The organism is Faecalibacterium sp. Marseille-Q4164, from assembly GCF_017377545.1.
In the GTDB taxonomy this organism is placed as follows: Bacteria; Bacillota; Clostridia; order Oscillospirales; family Ruminococcaceae; genus Faecalibacterium; species Faecalibacterium duncaniae.
Genome location: NZ_JAFREJ010000001.1, coordinates 466,973 through 486,326, shown reverse-complemented (window position 1 = coordinate 486,326; position 19,354 = coordinate 466,973). Strand labels below are relative to the sequence as shown.

Annotated in this window: 19 protein-coding genes; all 19 read left to right on the top strand. The window is 58.6% G+C overall.

The window, feature by feature from the left end; genetic code table 11:
• The first annotated feature begins 12 nt into the window (after window positions 1-12).
• The 19 genes from ileS to J3352_RS02240 all read left to right on the top strand — a co-directional run bounded on the left by ileS (window position 13) and on the right by J3352_RS02240 (window position 19,321).
• Window positions 13-2,805: an isoleucine--tRNA ligase gene (ileS, locus tag J3352_RS02330; RefSeq protein WP_097771931.1), complete on the top strand. Its 2,793-nt coding sequence runs from the start codon at window positions 13-15 to the stop codon at window positions 2,803-2,805.
• 101 nt (window positions 2,806-2,906) lie between these two features.
• The gene (gene lspA / locus J3352_RS02325) at window positions 2,907-3,392 is read left to right on the top strand and encodes a signal peptidase II (protein ID WP_097771174.1); all 486 of its coding nucleotides are present in this window, start codon (window positions 2,907-2,909) and stop codon (window positions 3,390-3,392) included.
• 3 nt (window positions 3,393-3,395) lie between these two features.
• The gene (locus J3352_RS02320; protein ID WP_097771932.1) at window positions 3,396-4,340 is read left to right on the top strand and encodes an RluA family pseudouridine synthase; all 945 of its coding nucleotides are present in this window, start codon (window positions 3,396-3,398) and stop codon (window positions 4,338-4,340) included.
• Window positions 4,337-5,173, top strand: a complete 837-nt coding sequence (locus J3352_RS02315) for an HAD hydrolase family protein (RefSeq protein ID WP_156065777.1) — start codon at window positions 4,337-4,339, stop codon at window positions 5,171-5,173. Before J3352_RS02320 ends, J3352_RS02315 begins: the two co-directional genes overlap by 4 nt.
• Window positions 5,174-5,244: 71 nt before the next feature.
• Window positions 5,245-5,595 carry a helix-hairpin-helix domain-containing protein gene (locus J3352_RS02310; RefSeq protein WP_156065775.1) on the top strand — a complete coding sequence of 117 codons (351 nt, stop codon included), beginning with the start codon at window positions 5,245-5,247 and terminating at the stop codon, window positions 5,593-5,595.
• A 48-nt stretch (window positions 5,596-5,643) separates the two neighbouring features.
• Complete coding sequence (gene ppk1 / locus J3352_RS02305; protein WP_156065773.1) at window positions 5,644-7,965, top strand: polyphosphate kinase 1; 2,322 nt, start codon at window positions 5,644-5,646, stop codon at window positions 7,963-7,965.
• Window positions 7,966-8,062: 97 nt separating this feature from the next.
• Window positions 8,063-8,626: a M23 family metallopeptidase gene (locus J3352_RS02300; protein ID WP_156065771.1), complete on the top strand. Its 564-nt coding sequence runs from the start codon at window positions 8,063-8,065 to the stop codon at window positions 8,624-8,626.
• A complete protein-coding gene (locus J3352_RS02295; RefSeq protein ID WP_156065769.1) occupies window positions 8,623-9,108 on the top strand; it encodes a peptidase in 486 nt (161 codons plus the stop codon). Before J3352_RS02300 ends, J3352_RS02295 begins: the two co-directional genes overlap by 4 nt.
• Before the next feature lie 40 nt (window positions 9,109-9,148).
• The gene (locus J3352_RS02290) at window positions 9,149-11,011 is read left to right on the top strand and encodes a TIGR03960 family B12-binding radical SAM protein (protein ID WP_005934358.1); all 1,863 of its coding nucleotides are present in this window, start codon (window positions 9,149-9,151) and stop codon (window positions 11,009-11,011) included.
• Window positions 10,986-11,630: a TIGR03936 family radical SAM-associated protein gene (locus J3352_RS02285; protein WP_156065767.1), complete on the top strand. Its 645-nt coding sequence runs from the start codon at window positions 10,986-10,988 to the stop codon at window positions 11,628-11,630. The genes J3352_RS02290 and J3352_RS02285 overlap by 26 nt, the downstream gene beginning before the upstream one ends.
• A 215-nt stretch (window positions 11,631-11,845) precedes the next feature.
• Entirely contained in the window at window positions 11,846-12,187 is a 342-nt protein-coding gene (gene rplS, locus J3352_RS02280) for a 50S ribosomal protein L19 (protein WP_035394456.1), read from the top strand.
• A gap of 92 nt (window positions 12,188-12,279) precedes the next feature.
• A complete protein-coding gene (gene lepB, locus J3352_RS02275; RefSeq protein WP_005934355.1) occupies window positions 12,280-12,831 on the top strand; it encodes a signal peptidase I in 552 nt (183 codons plus the stop codon).
• A complete protein-coding gene (gene ylqF, locus J3352_RS02270) occupies window positions 12,828-13,748 on the top strand; it encodes a ribosome biogenesis GTPase YlqF (protein WP_005934353.1) in 921 nt (306 codons plus the stop codon). The genes lepB and ylqF overlap by 4 nt, the downstream gene beginning before the upstream one ends.
• Entirely contained in the window at window positions 13,745-14,389 is a 645-nt protein-coding gene (gene rnhB / locus J3352_RS02265; RefSeq protein WP_156065765.1) for a ribonuclease HII, read from the top strand. The genes ylqF and rnhB overlap by 4 nt, the downstream gene beginning before the upstream one ends.
• Complete coding sequence (locus J3352_RS02260) at window positions 14,389-14,751, top strand: YraN family protein (RefSeq protein WP_156065763.1); 363 nt, start codon at window positions 14,389-14,391, stop codon at window positions 14,749-14,751. Before rnhB ends, J3352_RS02260 begins: the two co-directional genes overlap by 1 nt.
• 98 nt (window positions 14,752-14,849) lie before the next feature.
• A complete protein-coding gene (gene thrC / locus J3352_RS02255; protein WP_156065761.1) occupies window positions 14,850-16,310 on the top strand; it encodes a threonine synthase in 1,461 nt (486 codons plus the stop codon).
• Between the two features lie 37 nt (window positions 16,311-16,347).
• Window positions 16,348-17,031 carry a metallophosphoesterase gene (locus J3352_RS02250; protein ID WP_097771945.1) on the top strand — a complete coding sequence of 228 codons (684 nt, stop codon included), beginning with the start codon at window positions 16,348-16,350 and terminating at the stop codon, window positions 17,029-17,031.
• 223 nt (window positions 17,032-17,254) lie between these two features.
• Entirely contained in the window at window positions 17,255-18,571 is a 1,317-nt protein-coding gene (gene tig / locus J3352_RS02245; protein WP_156065759.1) for a trigger factor, read from the top strand.
• A 153-nt stretch (window positions 18,572-18,724) separates the two neighbouring features.
• Window positions 18,725-19,321: an ATP-dependent Clp protease proteolytic subunit gene (locus J3352_RS02240; RefSeq protein ID WP_097771159.1), complete on the top strand. Its 597-nt coding sequence runs from the start codon at window positions 18,725-18,727 to the stop codon at window positions 19,319-19,321.
• Window positions 19,322-19,354: the final 33 nt, after the last annotated feature.

Sequence of the window (19,354 nt, the reverse complement as noted above, 5' to 3'; positions counted from 1 at the left end):
AGTGTGTAACCATTGGCTAAGAATAAGTCTCAGTACGACAGTACCCTGAATCTGCCCAAGACTCTGTTTGAGATGCGTGCCGGTCTGCCCAAGAAGGAGCCCGCCATGCTGGAGGATTGGGAGAAGAATGACCTGTACAACAACCTGATCAAGCACAACGACGGCAAGCCCAAGTTTGTCCTGCACGACGGCCCTCCGTATGCAAACGGCAACATCCACATGGGCACCGCCCTGAACAAGATCATCAAGGATATCATCATCCGCGACAAGAACATGGAGGGCTTCCAGGCTCCCTATGTGCCCGGCTTTGATACCCACGGCCTGCCCATTGAGCTGAAGGCTCTGTCCTCTCTGGGCGAGAAGAAGAAGGACATCTCCAAGCTGGAGCTGCGCCAGATCTGTGAAAAGTTTGCCACCGAGCATATCGACATTATGAGCGACCAGTTCAAGCGTCTGGGCGTTATCGGTGACTTTGAGCACCCCTACCTGACCCTGAAGCCTGAGTTCGAGGCCCGCCAGATCGAGATCTTTGGCGAGATGGCCAAGAAGGGCTACATCTACAAGGGCCTGAAGCCTGTGTACTGGTGCCCCGACTGCCGCACCGCTCTGGCTGAGGCAGAGATCGAGTACGGCGAGGACGACTGCGATTCCATCTTCGTCCGCTTCCACGTTTCTCAGGATCCCAACGGTGTGCTGGCAAAGCACGGCATCCCGATGGATAAGACCTACTTCGTGATTTGGACCACCACCACCTGGACCCTGCCCGCCAACGAGGCCATCTGCCTGAACGGTGCCTTTGAGTATTCCTTTGTCAAGATCGGCGAGGAGTACCATATCATGGCCACCGAGCTGGTCAAGAGCGTGATGGATGCCTGCCATATCGAGAACTACGAGATCGTGGGCGAGCCTGTTTCCGGCGCTGAGTTCGAGCTGATGCGCTATCATCACGTCTACCTGCCCAAGGAGGGCACCGTCATCCTGGGTGACCATGTCACGCTGGAAAGCGGTTCCGGCTGCGTCCATACCGCAGGCGGCCACGGCGTGGATGACTTCAATGTTTCTCAGAAGTACAACGTGCCCATCACTGTTCCTGTGGACGACGGCGGCTGCCTGACGGAGCTGGCCGGTAAGTACGCAGGTCAGCGTGTCTGGGCTGCCAACAAGACCATTCTGGCCGACCTGACCGAAGCCGGTGTCATCATGGGTCAGGTGCACATCAAGCATCAGTACCCCCACTGCTGGCGCTGCCACAACCCCATCATCTTCCGTGCCACCGAGCAGTGGTTCTGCTCTGTTGCCAAGTTCCGTGACGATGTCTACAAGGCCATCGACACCGTGAAGTGGATGCCTGACTGGGGCCACGACCGCATGAAGGGCATGGTCCGTGACCGCAACGACTGGTGCATCAGCCGTCAGCGTACCTGGGGTGTGCCCATCCCGGCTTTCTACTGCAAGAAGTGCGGCGCTTACCACATCACCGATGCCACCATCAAGGCTGTCAGCGAGCTGTTCCGCAAGGAGGGCTCCGATGCCTGGTACAAGTACGAGGCAGAGCAGATCATCCCCGCAGGCGAAGTCTGCGAGAAGTGCGGCGCTTCCGAGTGGACCAAGGATACCGACATCATGGATGTCTGGTTCGATTCCGGTTCCACCCACGCTGCCGTGCTGGAGGAGCGCCCGGAGCTGAGCTTCCCGGCCGACATGTATATGGAGGGCGGCGACCAGTTCCGCGGCTGGTTCCAGTCCAGCCTGCTGACCAGCGTGGCTGCCAAGGGCTGCGCACCTTATAAGTCCGTTCTGTGCCACGGCTGGGTCGTGGACGAGCAGGGCAAGCAGATGCACAAGAGCGCCGGCAACGGCGTGGAGCCCAGCGAGATCATCAAGGACTACGGTGCGGATATCATCCGCCTGTGGGTCGCTTCTTCCGACTACACTGTGGATGTGCGCGCCGGTAAGAATATCTTCAAGCAGCTGAGCGAGGCATACCGCAAGATCCGCAACACCGCCCGCTTCATTCTGGGCAATCTGGATGGCTTTGACCCCAACACCGATTGTGTGGCAGATGACCAGCTGCAGGAGATCGACCGCTGGGCACTGGCTGCTCTGGATGACCTGATCGTGAATGCCAAGGCCGGCTACGATGTGTATGACTTCAACAAGGTCTATCACGCCGTCTACAACTTCTGCGTTGTTGCCATGTCCAACTTCTATCTGGATGTGACGAAAGACCGCCTGTACTGCACCAACGGTGTGGGCCGTAAGGCTGCCCAGACCACCATGTACAAGATTCTGGTCGCTCTGGACAAGATCATTGCCCCCATCCTCTGCTTTACCAGCCAGGAGATCTGGGACTTCCTGCCCAAGACCGAAGGCATGAACAAGTACGTTGTGTTCGAGGCAATGCCCAAGGCAGGCCAGTATGCTGCAGACGATGCCTTCAAGGCCAAGTGGGCACAGCTCATTGCTGTCCGTGACGAGGTCAAGAAGGTGCTGGAGCAGGCCCGTGCAGAAAAGACCATCGGTGCTTCTCTGGAAGCTTCCGTTACCCTGTACTGCAATGATGCCGTCTATGACCTGCTGAACAGCATTCCCATGGACGAGCTGGCTGACCTGATGATCGTCTCTCATGTGGAGCTGGTCAAGGGCGAGGGTGGTTCTGCCTCCGCTGTTGAGGGTCTGGGCGTTGCTGCTGCACATGCCACCGGCGAAAAGTGCGAACGCTGCTGGAAGTATTCCGCAGACATCGGCACCCACGCCGCACATCCCACCCTCTGCGCACGCTGCGCAAGCGTGGTGGAAGCATAAGCCTTCCTGAATTAAACGCTGCGGCGCTCCTTTCGAGCAGGGAGCGCCGCTTTTTGGTATCAGAACACAGGCGGCAGCATGCCGCCGTTGGGAGTATTTTTATGGCATTTGTGATCTTCAATCTGCTGTGCGTTGCGGCGCTGGTCGGCCTCGATCAGGCCATCAAGTTCTGGGCTGTCAGCGCTTTGCAGCCGGTGGGCGCAATGCCGCTGATCCCCCATGTGGTGGAGCTGCGGTTCGTGCTCAACCAGGGCATGGCATTCAGCCTGCTCAGCGGCAAGCAGCTGTTTTTGATCGTTGCAACCAGCGCAGCATTGCTGCTGGTTGCTTATTGGCTGTTCTTCCGCAGCCGGAACAACCGTCTGCAGCAGGCCGCACTCATCCTGGTGCTGGGCGGCGGCATCGGCAACCTGATCGATCGTGTGCTGAACGGCGAGGTGGTGGATTACATCAACCTGCTGTTCATGCGGTTCGCAGTGTTCAATTTTGCAGATATCTGTGTCTGCGTTGGTGTGGCACTCTGGGTGCTGGTCATTTTCCTGGAGGAGCTGCACGAGGATACGAAAAAGGGCCCGAAGGAGCAGTAAGCCATGGAGCAGCGTGAATACATCGTAGAAGCCGAGGGCGCAGGCCAGCGCATCGACCGCTTTCTGAGCGGCGAGGACACCGGCCTTTCCCGCAGTGCCCTGCAGGGCCTTGTGGCTGAGGGCCATGTGCTCTGCAACGGCAAGGCCCCGGCCAAGAGCCTGAAGCTCAAGGCAGGGGATATCATCCTGCTGGAGATCCCCGACGCAAAGCCCATCGAGGCTGTGCCGCAGGAGATCCCGCTGGACATCATCTATGAGGATGCACACCTTCTGGTGGTCAACAAGCCCAAAGGGATGGTCGTCCACCCGGCTCCCGGCAACCCGGACGGCACCTTGGTCAACGCTCTGCTCTGGCACTGCAAGGGCAGCCTTTCCGGCATTGGCGGCGAGATCCGGCCCGGCATCGTCCACCGCATCGATAAGGACACCAGCGGCCTGCTGGTGGTGGCAAAGGATGATGCAACCCACATCGGCCTTTCCCAGCAGATGGCAGTGCACAGCGTGGAGCGGGCCTACAATACCATCGTCTATGGCGGCTTTGCCCAGGATGAGGGCTTTGTGGAGAGCAACCTGGGCCGCAGCAAGACCGACCGCAAGAAGATGGCGGTCTATCCGGCCAGTGAGCCCCACACAAAGTACGCCTACACCGGCTACAAGGTGCTGGAACGGCTGGGCGAGTTCACGATGCTGGAGTGCCGCCTGAAAACGGGCCGTACCCACCAGATTCGCGTTCACATGGCTTCCATCCACCACCCGGTGGCGGGCGACCCGGTGTACGGCCCCCACAACTGCATCACCAGCCTGCATGGTCAGTGCCTGCATGCAAAAACGCTGGGGTTCGTTCACCCCATCACGGGGGAACACCTGCGGTTCGATTCTGAGCTGCCAGATTACTTCACCCGCTTCTTGACCACGCTCCGTCAGCGCACAGGAGGAAATACCCTATGAAAGAGACGACCATTGACCAGACCTTAGTCCTCTGTGATCTGGACAGCCTGCTGCTGGATGCCGCAGGCAACCTGCCCCAGCTCCAGCGGGACGTGCTGCAGCTTTTTGCCAGCAGGGGCGGTAGGCTGACCGTTTTCTCTCAGCGCTCGCCCCGGGCGGTCCGCTCTCTGTTGGGCGGGGTGCGGCTCAGTGCGCCCGCACTGGTCTGCGGCGGCACACTGGCCTACAACTTTTCGGAGGGCTCCGGCACCGCGCTGTGCAGCTTTGAGGGGATGGAGGAGTCTGTCCTGAAGATGCTGCCCTCCCTGTCCGGCGTGGGCATTGCCCTGCAGATGCGCGATGGCTCCACCCGTGCTGTGCGGATGAGCGAGGGGCTGGTGTTCCACCTCAAGCAGGAGTGGACTCCCTTTGTGCTGAGCAACGCCGCCGATGTCAAGGGCGAGGACGTTCTGCGCATCCTGTTCTATCAGGACAAAAAGCAGATGCCCATTCTGCCCACGCTGCAAAAGGCGCTGGGGGACGCGGCAGCCTTCCTGCATGCGGAGCGCCTTGCACCGGATACGCTGGTGCTTACCCCGGGCCTTGTCTCAGGCAGTACCATGCTCAACGCCGTCTGCCCTCCCTCCGGCTATGCTGCCGAGCAGCTGACGGTGCTGGCCGGCTGCACCCAGATGCTCGACCTTGTCCATCTGGCGGGGGAGAGCGTTGTGCCTGCGGATGCCGCGCCTGAACTGCGCCTTGCCGCCAACCGGATGACCCTGACTGACCACGATGCCGGTGCAGCGGCAGAGCTTTTGTATGGCATGGTGCGCCGTGCAGAAACTTCTGCGTAAAATCATTGTAAAGCTCTCTGCAAATTCTCCGCAGAGGGCTTTCTTTTTCAGAGAAAGTCGGGTACAATGGGATGAAGAAAGCCAGTCTCACAAAAACAGAACAGAGATTTCTGTGGACAGCGGCCCTTGTCTGCGCGGTATGCGTCGCGCTGGCGTTTGGGTTTGCCGTTCCGCGGCAGACAGGGCCGGGCCGTGCAGCCGGGAGTGAAACACCGCTCATCCAGCTGGCGCGGGTCGATCTGAACACCGCCGGGCAGGACGCTCTCTGCACCCTGCCGGGGGTGGGGGAACAGCGCGCCCAGGCCATCATCGAATACAGGGAGCAGTACGGGCGCTTTGCTGCGGTGGAAGAGGCCGCCGCCGTGCCCGGCCTGACAGAAGCGGTGGTGGCTGAGTGGGATGGACTTGCTTATGTGAGCTGAAGCGCTGCGGCGAAAGCCGCAGGTCAGGGAAAAAGGGAGTAAACTACTATGAAAGAGGATACGATCTTCATCAACCGTGAACTCAGCTGGCTGGACTTTAACCGCCGTGTGCTGGTGCTGGGCAAGGACAAGAATGTCCCGCTGGCAGAGCAGGTGAAATTCCTTGCCATTTATGGCTCCAATCTGGATGAATTTTTCATGGTGCGTGTGGGCTCTCTGCAGGAGCGCGCCAACCTTGCACGCAGTCAGAAGGACAAAGACAAGCGTGAGAACAAGACCAACATGACGGCCGAGGAACAGCTGAACGCCATCATGCCCAAGGTTGCCCATCTGCAGGAGGACTGCGATAAATACTACGAGAAGGCGCTGGAAAATCTGGATGCCTGCGGCTATAAAAAGGTAAACTTCGATGCGATGGATAAGGAGCAGGAGCGTTTCTGGAAAAAATACTTCCAGAACGAGCTGTTCCCCATCCTCAGCCCGCAGATCGTGGACAACCGCCACCCGTTCCCATTCCTGCGCAATAAGGAGATCTACCTCGGTGCTCTGCTCAAGGAGAAAGAGGGCCAGAGCCTTGGCATGATCCCTATCTCCAGCCAGATGGAGCGGCTGATCCTGGTGCGCCGGGAGGGCAAGACCGAGTTTGCCCTGACAGAGGAACTGGTGCTGCATTACGCGTCCCTCATCTTTGGCAAGGATGCCGTCCAGGAAAAGTGTCTGTTCCGCGTCACCCGCAACGCCGACATTGATGTAAAAGAGGGCATGATGGATCATGATATTGATTACCGCGAGATCATGGCCGACCTGCTCAAGCGCCGCCGCAAGCTGGCCGCTGTCCGCCTGCAGGTAACTCCCACGGCCCCGCAGGAGATCCTTCGTCTCCTCTGCGACAAATTAGAGCTGAGCCATAAGCGGGTGTTTGCCCAGAAGAGCCCACTGGATCTGAGCTTCTTCTACAAGCTTACCGGTAAAATGGAGGCCGAGGGAAACCCGGAGCTGTTCTATCCCACGGCCCGGCCCATGCTGCCGCCCCAGGATTATGACCTTGCCGCCGAGGTGGAAAAGCACGATGTCCTGCTCAGTTATCCGTATCAGTCCATCCGCCCCTTCATCGCGATGCTGAAAAAGGCCGCGCGGGATCCGGAGGTCATCTCCATCAAGATGACCCTTTACCGGATGGCGCGGGAATCCCAGATCGTGCAGGCCCTGATCGAAGCCGCCGAAAACGGCAAGGAAGTGGTGGCTCTGGTGGAGCTGCGTGCCCGCTTTGACGAGCAGAACAACATCGACTGGTCCAAGCAGCTGGAAGAGGCTGGCTGTACTATCCTCTATGGCTTTGATGATTACAAGGTGCACTCCAAGCTGACCCTCATCACCAAGAAGGGCCCGCAGGGCTACAGCTACATCACCCAGATCGGCACCGGCAACTACAACGAAAAGACCAGCGAGCTCTATACCGATTATTCGTTCATCACGGCAGATCTGGGCATCGGTGAGGAAGCCTCCAACGTGTTCCAGAACCTTGCCGTGCAGAAGCTGACGGAGACCACCGAGAAGATGCTGGTGGCTCCTCTGCGCTTCAAGAGCGTGCTGCTGGACGAGATGGACCGGGTCATCAATGCAGCCAAGCTGGGCCGCCCGGCATCCATGATCCTGAAAAACAACTCCATCTCGGATCGGGATATCATCCTGAAGCTCGAAGAAGCCAGCTGTGCGGGGGTCCGCATTGATATGATTGTGCGCGGTATCTGCTGTGTCCGCGCCGAGGTGCCAGGTAAGACCGAGAACCTGCATATCCGTAGTCTGGTGGGCCGCTACCTTGAGCATGGCCGCATCTACAGCTTCTTCGATGGCGTGACCACCCGCATCTATATCGCCTCCGGTGATTTCCTCACCCGCAACACCGAGTGCCGCGTGGAGGTGGGTGTCCGGGTGGAGGACCCTGTCCTCATCCAGAAGCTGAGCGATATCCTGCAGCTGCAGCTGCGGGATAACGTCAATGCCCGGGAGATGCGGGCAGACGGCAGCTATCAGAAGATGAAAGCGGCCCCCGGTGAGCCCCTTGTCAACGGCCAGATGGACATGTACGATCTGCTCCGGGATGACTGGCTCGCCCGGGATGCTGCTCCTGCGGCAGAACCGGAACAGCCTGAAATAAAGGCACCGGAACGGCCGTCTGAGCCCGAAACGAGACCGGAGCCGGTTCAGGTGGCGGAGCAGCCCCCAGAGCCAGCAAAACAGCCTGCCACGGTGAAAGCAGCACCTGCTCCGGCTGTGCAGAGCGCACCCGCTCCGCACGATGTTGATCGCGCGGAACGGCACGGGCACCCCAGCCTCTTCCAGCGGCTCCATGACTGGCTCCGCCGGTAAATGCGGAAAGAGCACCCTCTGGGAAATCTCCCAGGGGGTGTTTTGGTTCTCAGTGATCTTCCTTCTGCATACACTTTCCAGAACGGAGGGCGAAAAGATGCAGGCAAAACATGGACGAGCAGGGAAACACAAGCGATATCAACGGGCGGCGGTGCTGGCTCTGACGGTGCTGCTGATCATTCTGCTGGCGGGCAGGGTGCTCCCGGTCTGTGCGGGCAAAAATGTCCCGGCGGGAGCCAGCCTGAAACAGGCAAAGCCGGGGCAGATCCTCTGCTTCCCGCTGGAAACGGCGGCGTGGCGTGTCTCTGACCCTTATGGCTGGCGGAAGGATCCCTTTACCGGGGAAAAAGCCTTCCACCGGGGCGTGGATCTTGCCTGCGAGGAGGGCACACCGGTCCTTGCGGCACTGGACGGCGTGGTGACCGCCGCCCGGCGTGGAACCGCTTACGGCAACTATGTCCGGCTGACCCATGGGGACGGGCAGGAAACGCTCTATGCCCACATGCAGTATCTCTATGTCCGGGCCGGGGAGGTGGTTGCAGCGGGCCAGCGGCTGGGCACTGCCGGACAGACGGGCCGTGCCACCGGGGCACACCTGCACTTTGAATTTCTGACAGGCGGCATCCGGTATGATCCTTCTGCCGCACTGAGCCTGCCATGATGCGGCATCGATTCCGGTATGGGCCGCTTGTGTTCCGGGACCCACTGCTGCTCTGCGGGACGCTGTACGTTCTGCTCTATTTCGATGCAAGCGGGTTTCTGCGGCTGGGGCTGCTGGCAGCATTCCTGCATGAGTGGGGGCACATCGGAGTATATCTTGCCCTGTTTGGGCAGTTTCCGGTCATTGAAGTCACCCTTACCGGCTTTTGTATGCGCACCCGGGGCAGGGAAATGACCCTGTGGCAGACCGCTCTCCTTGCCGCGGCAGGCCCTGCGGTGAATTTTGTGCTGGCCGGGCTCTGGATACTTCGGCTGGAACAGCGGGCCACCATCCGGGCCAGTGCCTTTCTGGCGGCCAACCTCCTGACTGGGGCCTTCAACCTCCTGCCCATCCCGCCGCTGGATGGGGCACAGCTGGCGGCGTGCGGATGGTGGTGCCTCCAAAACAATGATTGCATTTCCCGGCAGAATCGGGTACAATAAAACGAATGAAGTAAAACTGTTCTGTCAATGGAGGAACTTGATGTTTGATCCCAAGCTAAAAGAAGCGCTGGGCCGGGTGCAGAAGCCGGGCCGTTACACCGGCGGCGAACCGGGCAGCGTGTATAAAGACAAAGAAAAGGTGGATGTCCGGTTTGCATTCTGCTTCCCGGATACCTACGAGGTGGGCATGTCCTTCCTCGGTGAGAAGATCCTGTATGAGCTGCTCAACAGCCACGAGAACTGGTGGTGTGAGCGGGCCTTTATGCCCTGGCTGGATATGAAGGCTGAGATGGAGCGGCTGGACCTGCCCCTGTACACCATGGAAAGCAAGGACCCCCTGACCGATTTTGATGCGGTGGGCTTTACCCTGCAGTACGAGCTTTCCTATACCAACATTCTAGCCATGCTCGATCTGGCACACATTCCGTTCTACGCAAAGGACCGTGACGAGCACTGGCCCCTGATCGTGGCGGGCGGACCCTGCGCCTGCAACTCGGAGCCCATTGCGGATTTCTTTGATGTCATCCAGCTGGGTGAAGGTGAGAACCAGCTGCCTTCCATCTGCGCCGAGATCGAGCGTGCCAAGAAAGAGGGCGGTGTCTCCAAAAAGGAGCTGCTGCGCCGCATTGCAAAGATCCCCGGGGTCTATATCCCTGCCTTCTACGATGTGACCTACTTTGAGGACGGCCGGGTCAAGGCCATTACCCCCAACGAGCCGGGCATCCCGGCGGTCATCACCAAGGCCATCATCAAGGATCTGAACGAGTTTGCTCCGCCAACGAACTTTGTTGTGCCCATGGTGGGGGCCATCCAGGACCGCGCCAGCATTGAGGTGTTGCGCGGCTGTGTGCGCGGCTGCCGGTTCTGTCAGGCAGGCTTCCTGTACCGCCCCATGCGCCAGCGGGATGCCAGTCTGCTGAATAAGGCGGCACAGGATCTGTGTGCCAACACCGGCTATGAGGAGCTGAGCCTGTCCAGCCTGTCCACCTCCGACCACGGCCAGCTGGAAGAACTGCTGGATGATCTGAATGAGTGGGCCCCCAAGGAGCACGTCAGCCTCTCGCTGCCCTCCCTGCGGATGGACAACTTCTCCCAGAGCCTGATTGAAAAGACTACCAAGGTGCGCAAGAGCGGCCTGACCTTTGCGGCCGAGGCCGGTACCCAGCGCCTGCGGGATGTCATCAACAAGAATGTTACCTGGGACGAGATCGAAAAGACCTGTTCACTGGCCTTTGCCAACGGCTATTCCTCGGTCAAACTCTACTTTATGATGGGTCTGCCTACCGAGACGATGGAGGACATCGAGGGCATTGCCGAGACCGCCCAGAAGGTGGTAGATCTCTATTACTCCAACCCCAGGCACGCCAAGGGCAGGGGTGTGCAGGTAACCATCAGCTGTGCCTGCTTTGTGCCCAAGCCCCACACGCCTTTCCAGTTCGTGCCCATGGACACGGAGGAAAGCCTGCAGGCCAAGCAGAAGCACCTGCTGGAAAGCGTCCACAGCCGCAAGATCAAGGTGAACTATCACGACAGCACCACCAGTTTTCTGGAGGGTGTGTTCGCCAAGGGCGACCGCCGTCTGGCTCCTGTTATTCTGGAAGCCTACAAACGGGGCTGTTACTTTGACGGTTGGGAAGAGTGCTTCAAGTATGATACCTGGATGCAGGTGTTTGAGGATCTGGGCATTGATCCCAAGTTCTACTGCCAGCGTCCCATTGGGCTGGACGAGGTGACCCCGTGGAGCCACATGGACTACGGTGTGACCCACGAATATCTGGTGCGGGAGTACAACAAGGCCCTTGCCGCCCAGACCACCCAGCCCTGCAACCGCGCCTGCCATGGCTGCGGTGCCAATCATCTGTTAGGAGGTCCCTGCTTTGATTACAGTCAGAATCTCGTTTGAGAAAAAGAATGAGGCCTCCTACATCTCCCTGCTGGATCTGCAGCGGGTGATGCAGCGGGTGCTCAAGCGCAGCGGCCTGCCTGTGTGGCACACGCTGGGCTTCAACCCCCACATCTACATGACCTTTGCCTGCCCGCTTTCGCTGGGGCAGGAGAGCGAGTGTGAGTGCGTGGATGTCAAGACTGAGGCTGAGAACCCGGACTTTGCCCAGTGGCAGACCGAACTGAACGCCATCATGCCCACCGGCATCCGCATCACCCATGTGGGCCCGGTGCAGATGAAGGCTGACCTCATCGCCTTTGCCTGCTACCAGATCACCTACCCGGCAGCGGCAGCGGCTGTGCTGGAACAGTATAACGCGCTGGAAAGCGCCCCGGTGGAAAAGCACAGCAAAAAGGGCAAAAAGATCGTAGAGCTCAAGGATCACATTCCGCAGGTGGAATATACCACCGCAGGGGATCGTGTCTGCATGGAGCTCTGCCTGCCTGCCGCACAGGAGCTGAACCTGAATCCCTCGCTGCTCACCGGCTTTCTGGAAGAAAAGTTTGGTCTGCCTGCCGCCAGCGCAGGCATCCTGCGCAAGCGCTTCCTGACGGCGAATCGGCAGCTCTTTGCCTGATTTCCCGGGCAAAGAATGCCTTTTGGGCAGAACAGAAAATTTTTGGGATTATTTTGGGCAAATCGCTTGATTTTACGGGCGTTTTGTGCTATCCTATTAAGGCGTTAGTGTCCGCTGATACCACAGCGGGGTTAATGACAATATCATTAAACGGGCGGTCCTCTGACGGCAAGGTGCCGTGCATGAACGTCTAAAAACAAATGGAGGATTCAAAAATGGACGCACTGAAGATTATTTCTGAAGGCAGCATCAAGGCTGAGAAGCCCCAGTTCAACGTTGGCGATACCGTCCGCGTTGACGTTCGCATCAAGGAAGGCGAGCGTGAGCGTATCCAGGCTTTCGAGGGCACCGTCATTGCTAAGAAGCACGGCGGCGTTGCAGAGACCTTTACCGTTCGCCGCGTTTCCTACGGTGTCGGCGTTGAGCGTGTCTTCCCCATCAACAGCCCCTTCGTTGAGAAGGTCACCGTTGTCCGCAAGGGCAAGGTCCGCCGCGCCAAGCTGTTCTATCTGCGTGGTCGTACCGGCAAGGCTGCTAAGGTCAAGAGCGATATTTGATGATCCCCGCGTAAAACCGGGAGAAAAGGGACAACTTGTTGTCCCTTTTTTCTTTATTCCGGGCCAGACAAGATTGTGAGGTGCATCGGGAAATGGAAAAGCATACTTCAACACAGGAAACTGTGCGCGGACAGAATGTGTTTGAGTGGTACGAGGCGCTGATCTCCGCCGCGCTGGTGCTGGTGCTGGTATTCTCGCTGTTCTTCCGCATCATTCAGGTGGACGGCGAATCCATGGTGCCCACCCTGCAGAACGGCGATAAGCTGATCGTCTGGGGCGCGGGCTACGAGCCCCAGCGGGGCGATGTGGTCATCGTGGACAGCTACACAGCCTACGGTAAGCCGCTGGTCAAGCGTGTCATTGCCAAAGGCGGCGATGTGGTGAACATTGATTATCAGGCGGGCACGGTTTCGGTGAACGGGGAAGTGCTGCAGGAAGCCTATATCGCTGAACCGACCTATCTTGGCTATGACGTAACGTTTCCGTACACGGTGCCGGAGGGCACGGTGTTTGTGATGGGCGATAACCGCAACGCCTCGCTGGACAGCCGCTCGTCCTATGTGGGCTGCATTGATGAACGCGATATTCTGGGCAAAGTGCTGCTCTGCTTTTTGCCCTTTTCGGATTTTGGGGTGGTAAAATGAACAACGATACCCGCTTTGCAAATCAATATAACATCCAATGGTTCCCAGGCCACATGACCAAGACCCTGCGGATGATGGAGACGGAGATCCAGCATGTGGATGCCAGTCTGGTGCTGCTGGATGCCCGCATTCCACTTTCCAGCCTGAACCCCGAGGTGGAGCGCATTACGGCCCGCAAGCCAAAGCTCTATGTGATGAACAAGGCAGATCTGGCCGATCCTGCTGTGACAGAGGAGTGGATCAAATACTTCCACGCCGCCGATGCAGGCTGTGTGGCCATCAGCGCCAAGCAGAAGGGCGGTGCCAAGGCGGTGCAGACCGCCATTGAAAAGGAGCTGGCCTCGCTGCTGGAGCGCCGCCAGAACCGTGGTATGGGTGGTGCCAAAACTCAGGTGATGCTCTGCGGCATCCCCAACGTGGGCAAATCCACCTTCATCAACACCTTTGCAGGTTCTGCCCGTGCCAAGGCGGCCGACCGCCCCGGCGTGACCAAGGGCAAGCAGTGGGTCAGCACCGAAAAGTTTGACCTGCTGGATATGCCCGGCGTGCTCTGGAAAAAGTTTGATTCCAAGACCATTGCTTCTAATCTGGCCTTCATCGGCTCCATCAAGGATGATATTCTGGATGTGGAAGAACTGGCCATGAACCTGCTGGATGAGGTGCGCCGCAATTACCCCGATCTCGTGGCCCAGCGCTACAAGCTGGATGCAGAGACGCTGGCTCTGCCGCCCTACGAACTGCTGGAGGCCATCGGCCGCAAGCGCGGTCTGCTGGTGCGCGGCGGCGAGGTGAACACCGAACGCTGTGCCATCATGCTGGTGGACGAGTTCCGCGCCTGCAAGTGGGGCCGCATCTCTCTGGAGCGCCCGCCCCAGCGGGATGATCTGGCGGATTTTGCCGAGGAGGACGACGAATGAAACGGCGTTCTGACGAGGAGATCTCTGCCCCTCTGTACGAGTATGATGCCGCCATCCGTGCGCAGTACGGCTTTTTTGCCGGTGTGGATGAAGCGGGCCGCGGCCCGTTGTGCGGTCCGGTCGTTGTGGCGGCCTGTATCCTTGATCCGGAGAAGCCGGTGTACGGCATCAACGACTCCAAGAAGCTGACCGAGAAAAAACGGGAAGCCCTCTTTGATGAGATCTGCGACAAGGCGCTGGCCTATAAGATCGTCTTTGTAGGCCCGGAGATCATCGACCGGGATAATATCCTGAACGCCACCATGAGCGGCATGAAGCAGGCTGCGGAAGGACTGGACATTGTACCGAATCTTGTGCTGGTAGACGGAAACCGTGTCCCGGCTGCGCTGGAGCTCCCCGCCCAGCCGGTGGTCAAGGGCGATGCCACCAGCGCCAGCATCGGCGCGGCATCGATCCTGGCAAAGGTCAGCCGTGACCGCTATATGATGGAGCTGGACAAGCAGTACCCGCAGTATCAGCTGGCAAAACACAAGGGTTATCCGACCAAGCTCCATTATGAACTGATCGAGCAGTACGGGATCCAGCCCTTCTACCGCCGCAGCTTCCTGAAAAAGCAGGGCTATTGGCCGGAGGGCAAGTGATGGATCGGGCTGAGGCCGGCCGCACCGGTGAGGCTGTGGCCGCACGGTATTACCAGAAGCAGGGATGTGAGCTGGTGGCCCACAACTACCGCACTCGGATGGGGGAGATCGACCTCATCCTGCGGGAGCCGGACGGCACACTGGTGCTCTGTGAGGTCAAGACCCGCAGCCCCGACCCGCTGGCTGCGCCTGCTGCGGCCGTGACCCTTGCCAAGCAGCGCAGGCTCATCCGCACCGCGGAATATTATCTCCAGCACACCGGACAGAGTGATGAACCGATTCGTTTTGACGTTGCCGAGGTGACCCCTCTTGACAGCGGGCGCTGGATGGTACATATTATAAAGGGTGCATTTACCGCGTAATGCGGGGTGCATTGGTGGGAAAAGGCAGAAAAAGGCTTTTGCCGCTGCCACAAACATGGGGCCAATGCGGGCCCCGCTGGCAAAAAGGAGCGACGACAATGCAGTTTTTCAGCACGAGAGATCATAACCGCGTGGTAAGTGCCTCTCAGGCCATTGCACAGGGCCTGTCGGATGAGGGCGGTCTGTTTGTTCCGCAGAGCTTCCCGCAGGTGGATGTCAAGGCGATCTGTGCGCTGGATTACCCCGAGATGGCTGCTGCCATCGTGGGGCAGTATCTGACTGATTATTCGCAGGAGTTCCTGCAGGAGGCCGCCAAGGCCACCTATGGTGCGGCCTTTGGCGGAAAGGCGGGCTATCTGGCCCCTGTTTCGGATGAGGTGTACTCTCTGGAACTGTGGCACGGCCCGACCTGCGCCTTCAAGGATTACGCCCTGCAGCTGATGCCGAAGCTGCTGGTGGAGGCAAAGAAAAATCTTGACCGCACCGAGAAAACATTGATCTTGGTGGCGACCAGCGGCGATACCGGCAAGGCCGCGCTGGATGGCTACCACGATATCCCGGGTGTGGAGATCGCGGTGTTCTTCCCCACGGGCGGCACCAGTGAGATCCAGCGCCTGCAGATGGTGACCCAGGAAGGCGAAAATGTGGCGGTCTACGCTGTGCGCGGCAACTTCGATGATGCCCAGACCGGCGTGAAGAAGGTCTTTGGCGACCCAGCCATTGCTGCCGAGCTGGCAAAGCGGAACATCCGCCTGTCCAGTGCAAACTCCATCAACTGGGGCCGTCTGGTGCCGCAGATCGTTTACTACTTTGCCGCCTACGCCCAGCTGCTCAAGGCAGGGAAGGTGCGCTTTGGTGACAAGGTGGACTTCTGTGTGCCTACGGGCAATTTTGGCGATATTCTGGCGGGCTACTATGCAAAGCAGATGGGCCTGCCGGTGGGCAGACTGATCTGCGCTTCCAATGAGAACAACGTCCTGACCGATTTCCTGACCACCGGTACTTATACTGCCAAGCGGGAATTCTTCAAGACCACTTCTCCCAGCATGGATATTCTGGTGTCCTCCAATCTGGAGCGCCTGCTCTATCACGTCACCGGCAGCGATGCCGAGGTGGCGAGCCTGATGAAGAGCCTGTCTGAAACCGGCAGCTATACCGTCCGGCCCGAGACGCTGGCCGCCATTCGGGAAAGCTTTGGCTGCGGCTGGAGCAGCGAGGAAGAGGTGGCAGGGGAGATCCGTGCCCGCTATGAGCAGGATGGCTATCTCTGCGATACCCACACCGCTGTGGCCTTCCATGTGGCGGGCCGTCACAAGCGCGAGGGTGTGCCCATGGTAGTGCTGTCCACCGCCTCCCCCTACAAGTTCCCCCGCAGCGTGCTGGAGGCTCTGGGCCACACTGCCCCGCAGAACGACTTTGAGGCCATGCAGGAGCTGGAAGCAGCCACCGGCCGCACTGCACCCGCAAGCCTTGCTGCCCTGCGGCAGAAGGCCGAGCGGTTCAATACCGTCATCGACCCGGAGCAGATCGCACAGGTGGCGCTGAGCTATCAGGAATAAACCTTGTCCTGCCGGACTTAGAACAGGAGAAAAATGAATGGCACTTTATGTGCTTGGCGATACCCATCTTTCACTGGGCGCTTCCAAACCCATGGATGTTTTTCCGGGGTGGAACGGCTATATGGAGCGGCTGGAGCGCAACTGGCGCAAGCTGATCAAACCCGAGGACACCATCGTGCTGGCGGGGGATATCAGCTGGGCCATGCGCCTGAACGATACGCGCAGGGATTTTGCGTTTTTACAGGAGCTTCCCGGCCAGAAGCTGATCATGAAGGGAAACCACGATTACTGGTGGACCACGGCCAACAAGATGAACGCTTACCTCAAGGCTGAGGGCTTTGACACCCTGCACATCCTGCACAACAACTCCTACTCTGTGGAGGGGTATGCGCTGTGCGGTACCCGGGGCTGGCTGTTCGATGTGGGAGAACCCCACGATGAAAAAGTGATGAACCGCGAGATCGGGCGCTTAAAAATGAGCCTGGATGCTGCGGAACCGGGGTTGGAGAAGCTGGTGTTCCTGCATTATCCGCCGGTCTACACCGGCACCAGTGCCCCTGAGATCGTGGCCACCCTGAAGGCCTACGGCATCACCCGCTGTTACTACGGCCACCTGCACGGAAACGCCATCCGGTACGCGGTGCAGGGCGATGTGGACGGCATCCGGTATAAGCTTGTCAGTGCCGATGGCCTGCGTTTCTGCCCCTACCGCATCAATTAAAGGTGGGAAGTGTGGGCAAAAAGAACAAAAAGTCAAAATTTGGTCTGGCAATTGTGTCTGGAACGTGCTATAATAAGTTTTGACGCGATTGTTGCACCCAATTGAGCGCGCGCGTCCCCGCATTTCGCAAACAGAAGATACAGGACGCGGTGCGCGGTTGCAGGAGACAGGGAAGAAAACCTGTCCCCAACGCAATAGAATTTTTGAGTGGAGGATACACAAAATGAATTTCATCAAGTGCGAAAAGCTCGAGAAGAGCATGGCAGAGCTGCAGTTCTCCATCGACGCTGAGGCCTTTAAGGGCGCAGTGGCCGATGTCTTCAAGAAGGAGGGCAAGAAGTACTCCGTGCCCGGCTTCCGCAAGGGCAAGGCTCCCCGTTCTCTGATCGAGAAGATGTACGGCGCTGATGTCTTTACCTATGATGCCATCAATGAGCTGTTCCCCGCTGCTTACGAGGCAGCTGTGAAGGAAGCTGGCATCGAGCCCGTTGGCCGTCCCGAGGTTTCCGTGGATGCTGCCAGCGAGACCGAGGGCGTGACCCTGACCGTCAAGGTCGCTGTGATGCCCGAAGTCAAGGTCGGCAACTACAACGGTCTGACCGTTGAGAAGACTGTCCATACTGTTACCGACGAGAGCGTCGATGCAGAGCTGAAGCGCGTGCAGGAGCGCAACGCCCGTGAGCTGACCCGCGAGGGTGCTGCTGAGAATGGCGATATCGCTGATATCGACTTCGAGGGCTTTGTGGACGGTGTCGCTTTTGAGGGCGGCAAGGCTGAGCACTACAACCTGACCCTGGGCAGCGGCTCTTTCATCCCTGGCTTCGAGGATCAGATCGTTGGCCACTCCGCCGGTGAGGAGTTCGACGTGAACGTCACCTTCCCCGAGGAGTATCAGGCTGCTGAGCTGGCTGGCAAGGCTGCTGTCTTTAAGATCAAGCTGCACGAGGTCAAGTACAAGGAGCTGCCCGCTCTGGATGACGAGCTGGCTAAGGACTGCTCCGAGTACGACACTCTGGAAGAGTTCAAGGAGTCCATCCGCAAGGACAACCAGGAGCAGCTGGACAAGCAGGATGACCTGGCTGTTGAGAACGCTCTGGTCGATCAGGTCATCGAGAGCATGGAGGCTGAGATCCCCCAGGCTATGTACGATACCCGTATGGACGAGATGGTCAATGACTTCGCCTTCCGTGTGGAGCAGCAGGGTCTGCGCCTGGAAGACTACCTGAAGTATATGGGCCAGACCGTGGATCAGTTCCGTGCTTCCTTTATGCCTCAGGCTGAGAAGCAGGTCAAGATCCGCTTGGCTCTGGAGGCTGTTGCCGCTGCTGAGAACATCGAGGCTTCCGAGGAGGATGTCTCCGCTGAGATCAAGCGCATCGCTGACCAGTACAAGATGGAAGAGGACAAGGTCCGTGAGCTGGTCAACGTTGACGACCTGAAGAAGGATCTGGCAATCAACAAGGCCATCGACTTCATCAAGAGCCACGCCAACATCGTGGAGAAGGCCGCTGAGGCTGAAAAGACCGAGGACGCTGAATAATCCAGCTGCCAAGGCCGCAATTTGCAGGAAACGCTGTTTGAAGCGTACCCTGTAAACAAAGGTTGTTAAAATTGACCGATACGGCCCTGTTTCTTTTGCCGTATCGGTCAATTTTGCAAATAGAATCATTTTTCGTATCAGGAGGCGAACTTTATGAGTTTTGTTCCTTACGTTGTCGAACAGTCGGCACATGGTGAGCGTTCCTATGATATCTTCTCCCGTCTGCTGAATGACCGCATCATCGTTCTGAGCGAGGATGTCAACGACACCTCCGCAAGCCTTGTTGTGGCGCAGTTGCTGTACCTGGAAGGGCAGGACCCGGACAAGGATATCAGCCTGTATATCAACAGCCCCGGCGGCTCCATCAGCGCGGGCATGGCCATCCACGATACCATGCAGTATATCAAGTGTGATGTCTCCACCATCTGCATGGGCATGGCCGCTTCCATGGGTGCCTTCCTGCTGGCAAGCGGCACCAAGGGCAAGCGCTTTGCCCTGCCTAACTCCGAGATCCTGATCCATCAGCCGCTGATCGGCGGTCAGGGCGGCGGCCTTTCCGGCCAGACCACTGATATCAAGATCCACGCTGAGCACATGGTGTATATCCGCGATAAGATGAATCACATGCTCAGCGATTACACCGGCCAGCCGCTGGAGAAGATCCAGCTGGACACCGAGCGCGATAACTATATGACCGCGCTGGAAGCCAAGGAATACGGCCTGATCGATGAGGTCATCGCCCACCGCTGAAACTGAAAGGCGCGGGGGAGAGCCCTGCGCGCA

Bases quoted from the DNA above. Each gene is read 5' to 3' on its own strand.
- J3352_RS02315 (WP_156065777.1), top strand. From the start codon at position 4,337: ATGAAAGAGACGACCATTGACCAGACCTTAGTCCTCTGTGATCTGGAC.
- J3352_RS02310 (WP_156065775.1), top strand. From the start codon at position 5,245: ATGAAGAAAGCCAGTCTCACAAAAACAGAACAGAGATTTCTGTGGACA.
- J3352_RS02320 (WP_097771932.1), top strand. From the start codon at position 3,396: ATGGAGCAGCGTGAATACATCGTAGAAGCCGAGGGCGCAGGCCAGCGC.
- J3352_RS02240 (WP_097771159.1), top strand. From the start codon at position 18,725: ATGAGTTTTGTTCCTTACGTTGTCGAACAGTCGGCACATGGTGAGCGT.
- thrC (WP_156065761.1), top strand. From the start codon at position 14,850: ATGCAGTTTTTCAGCACGAGAGATCATAACCGCGTGGTAAGTGCCTCT.
- ylqF (WP_005934353.1), top strand. From the start codon at position 12,828: ATGAACAACGATACCCGCTTTGCAAATCAATATAACATCCAATGGTTC.
- tig (WP_156065759.1), top strand. From the start codon at position 17,255: ATGAATTTCATCAAGTGCGAAAAGCTCGAGAAGAGCATGGCAGAGCTG.
- rnhB (WP_156065765.1), top strand. From the start codon at position 13,745: ATGAAACGGCGTTCTGACGAGGAGATCTCTGCCCCTCTGTACGAGTAT.
- lspA (WP_097771174.1), top strand. From the start codon at position 2,907: ATGGCATTTGTGATCTTCAATCTGCTGTGCGTTGCGGCGCTGGTCGGC.
- J3352_RS02300 (WP_156065771.1), top strand. From the start codon at position 8,063: ATGCAGGCAAAACATGGACGAGCAGGGAAACACAAGCGATATCAACGG.
- J3352_RS02250 (WP_097771945.1), top strand. From the start codon at position 16,348: ATGGCACTTTATGTGCTTGGCGATACCCATCTTTCACTGGGCGCTTCC.
- J3352_RS02295 (WP_156065769.1), top strand. From the start codon at position 8,623: ATGATGCGGCATCGATTCCGGTATGGGCCGCTTGTGTTCCGGGACCCA.
- J3352_RS02290 (WP_005934358.1), top strand. From the start codon at position 9,149: ATGTTTGATCCCAAGCTAAAAGAAGCGCTGGGCCGGGTGCAGAAGCCG.
- ppk1 (WP_156065773.1), top strand. From the start codon at position 5,644: ATGAAAGAGGATACGATCTTCATCAACCGTGAACTCAGCTGGCTGGAC.
- lepB (WP_005934355.1), top strand. From the start codon at position 12,280: ATGGAAAAGCATACTTCAACACAGGAAACTGTGCGCGGACAGAATGTG.
- J3352_RS02260 (WP_156065763.1), top strand. From the start codon at position 14,389: ATGGATCGGGCTGAGGCCGGCCGCACCGGTGAGGCTGTGGCCGCACGG.
- rplS (WP_035394456.1), top strand. From the start codon at position 11,846: ATGGACGCACTGAAGATTATTTCTGAAGGCAGCATCAAGGCTGAGAAG.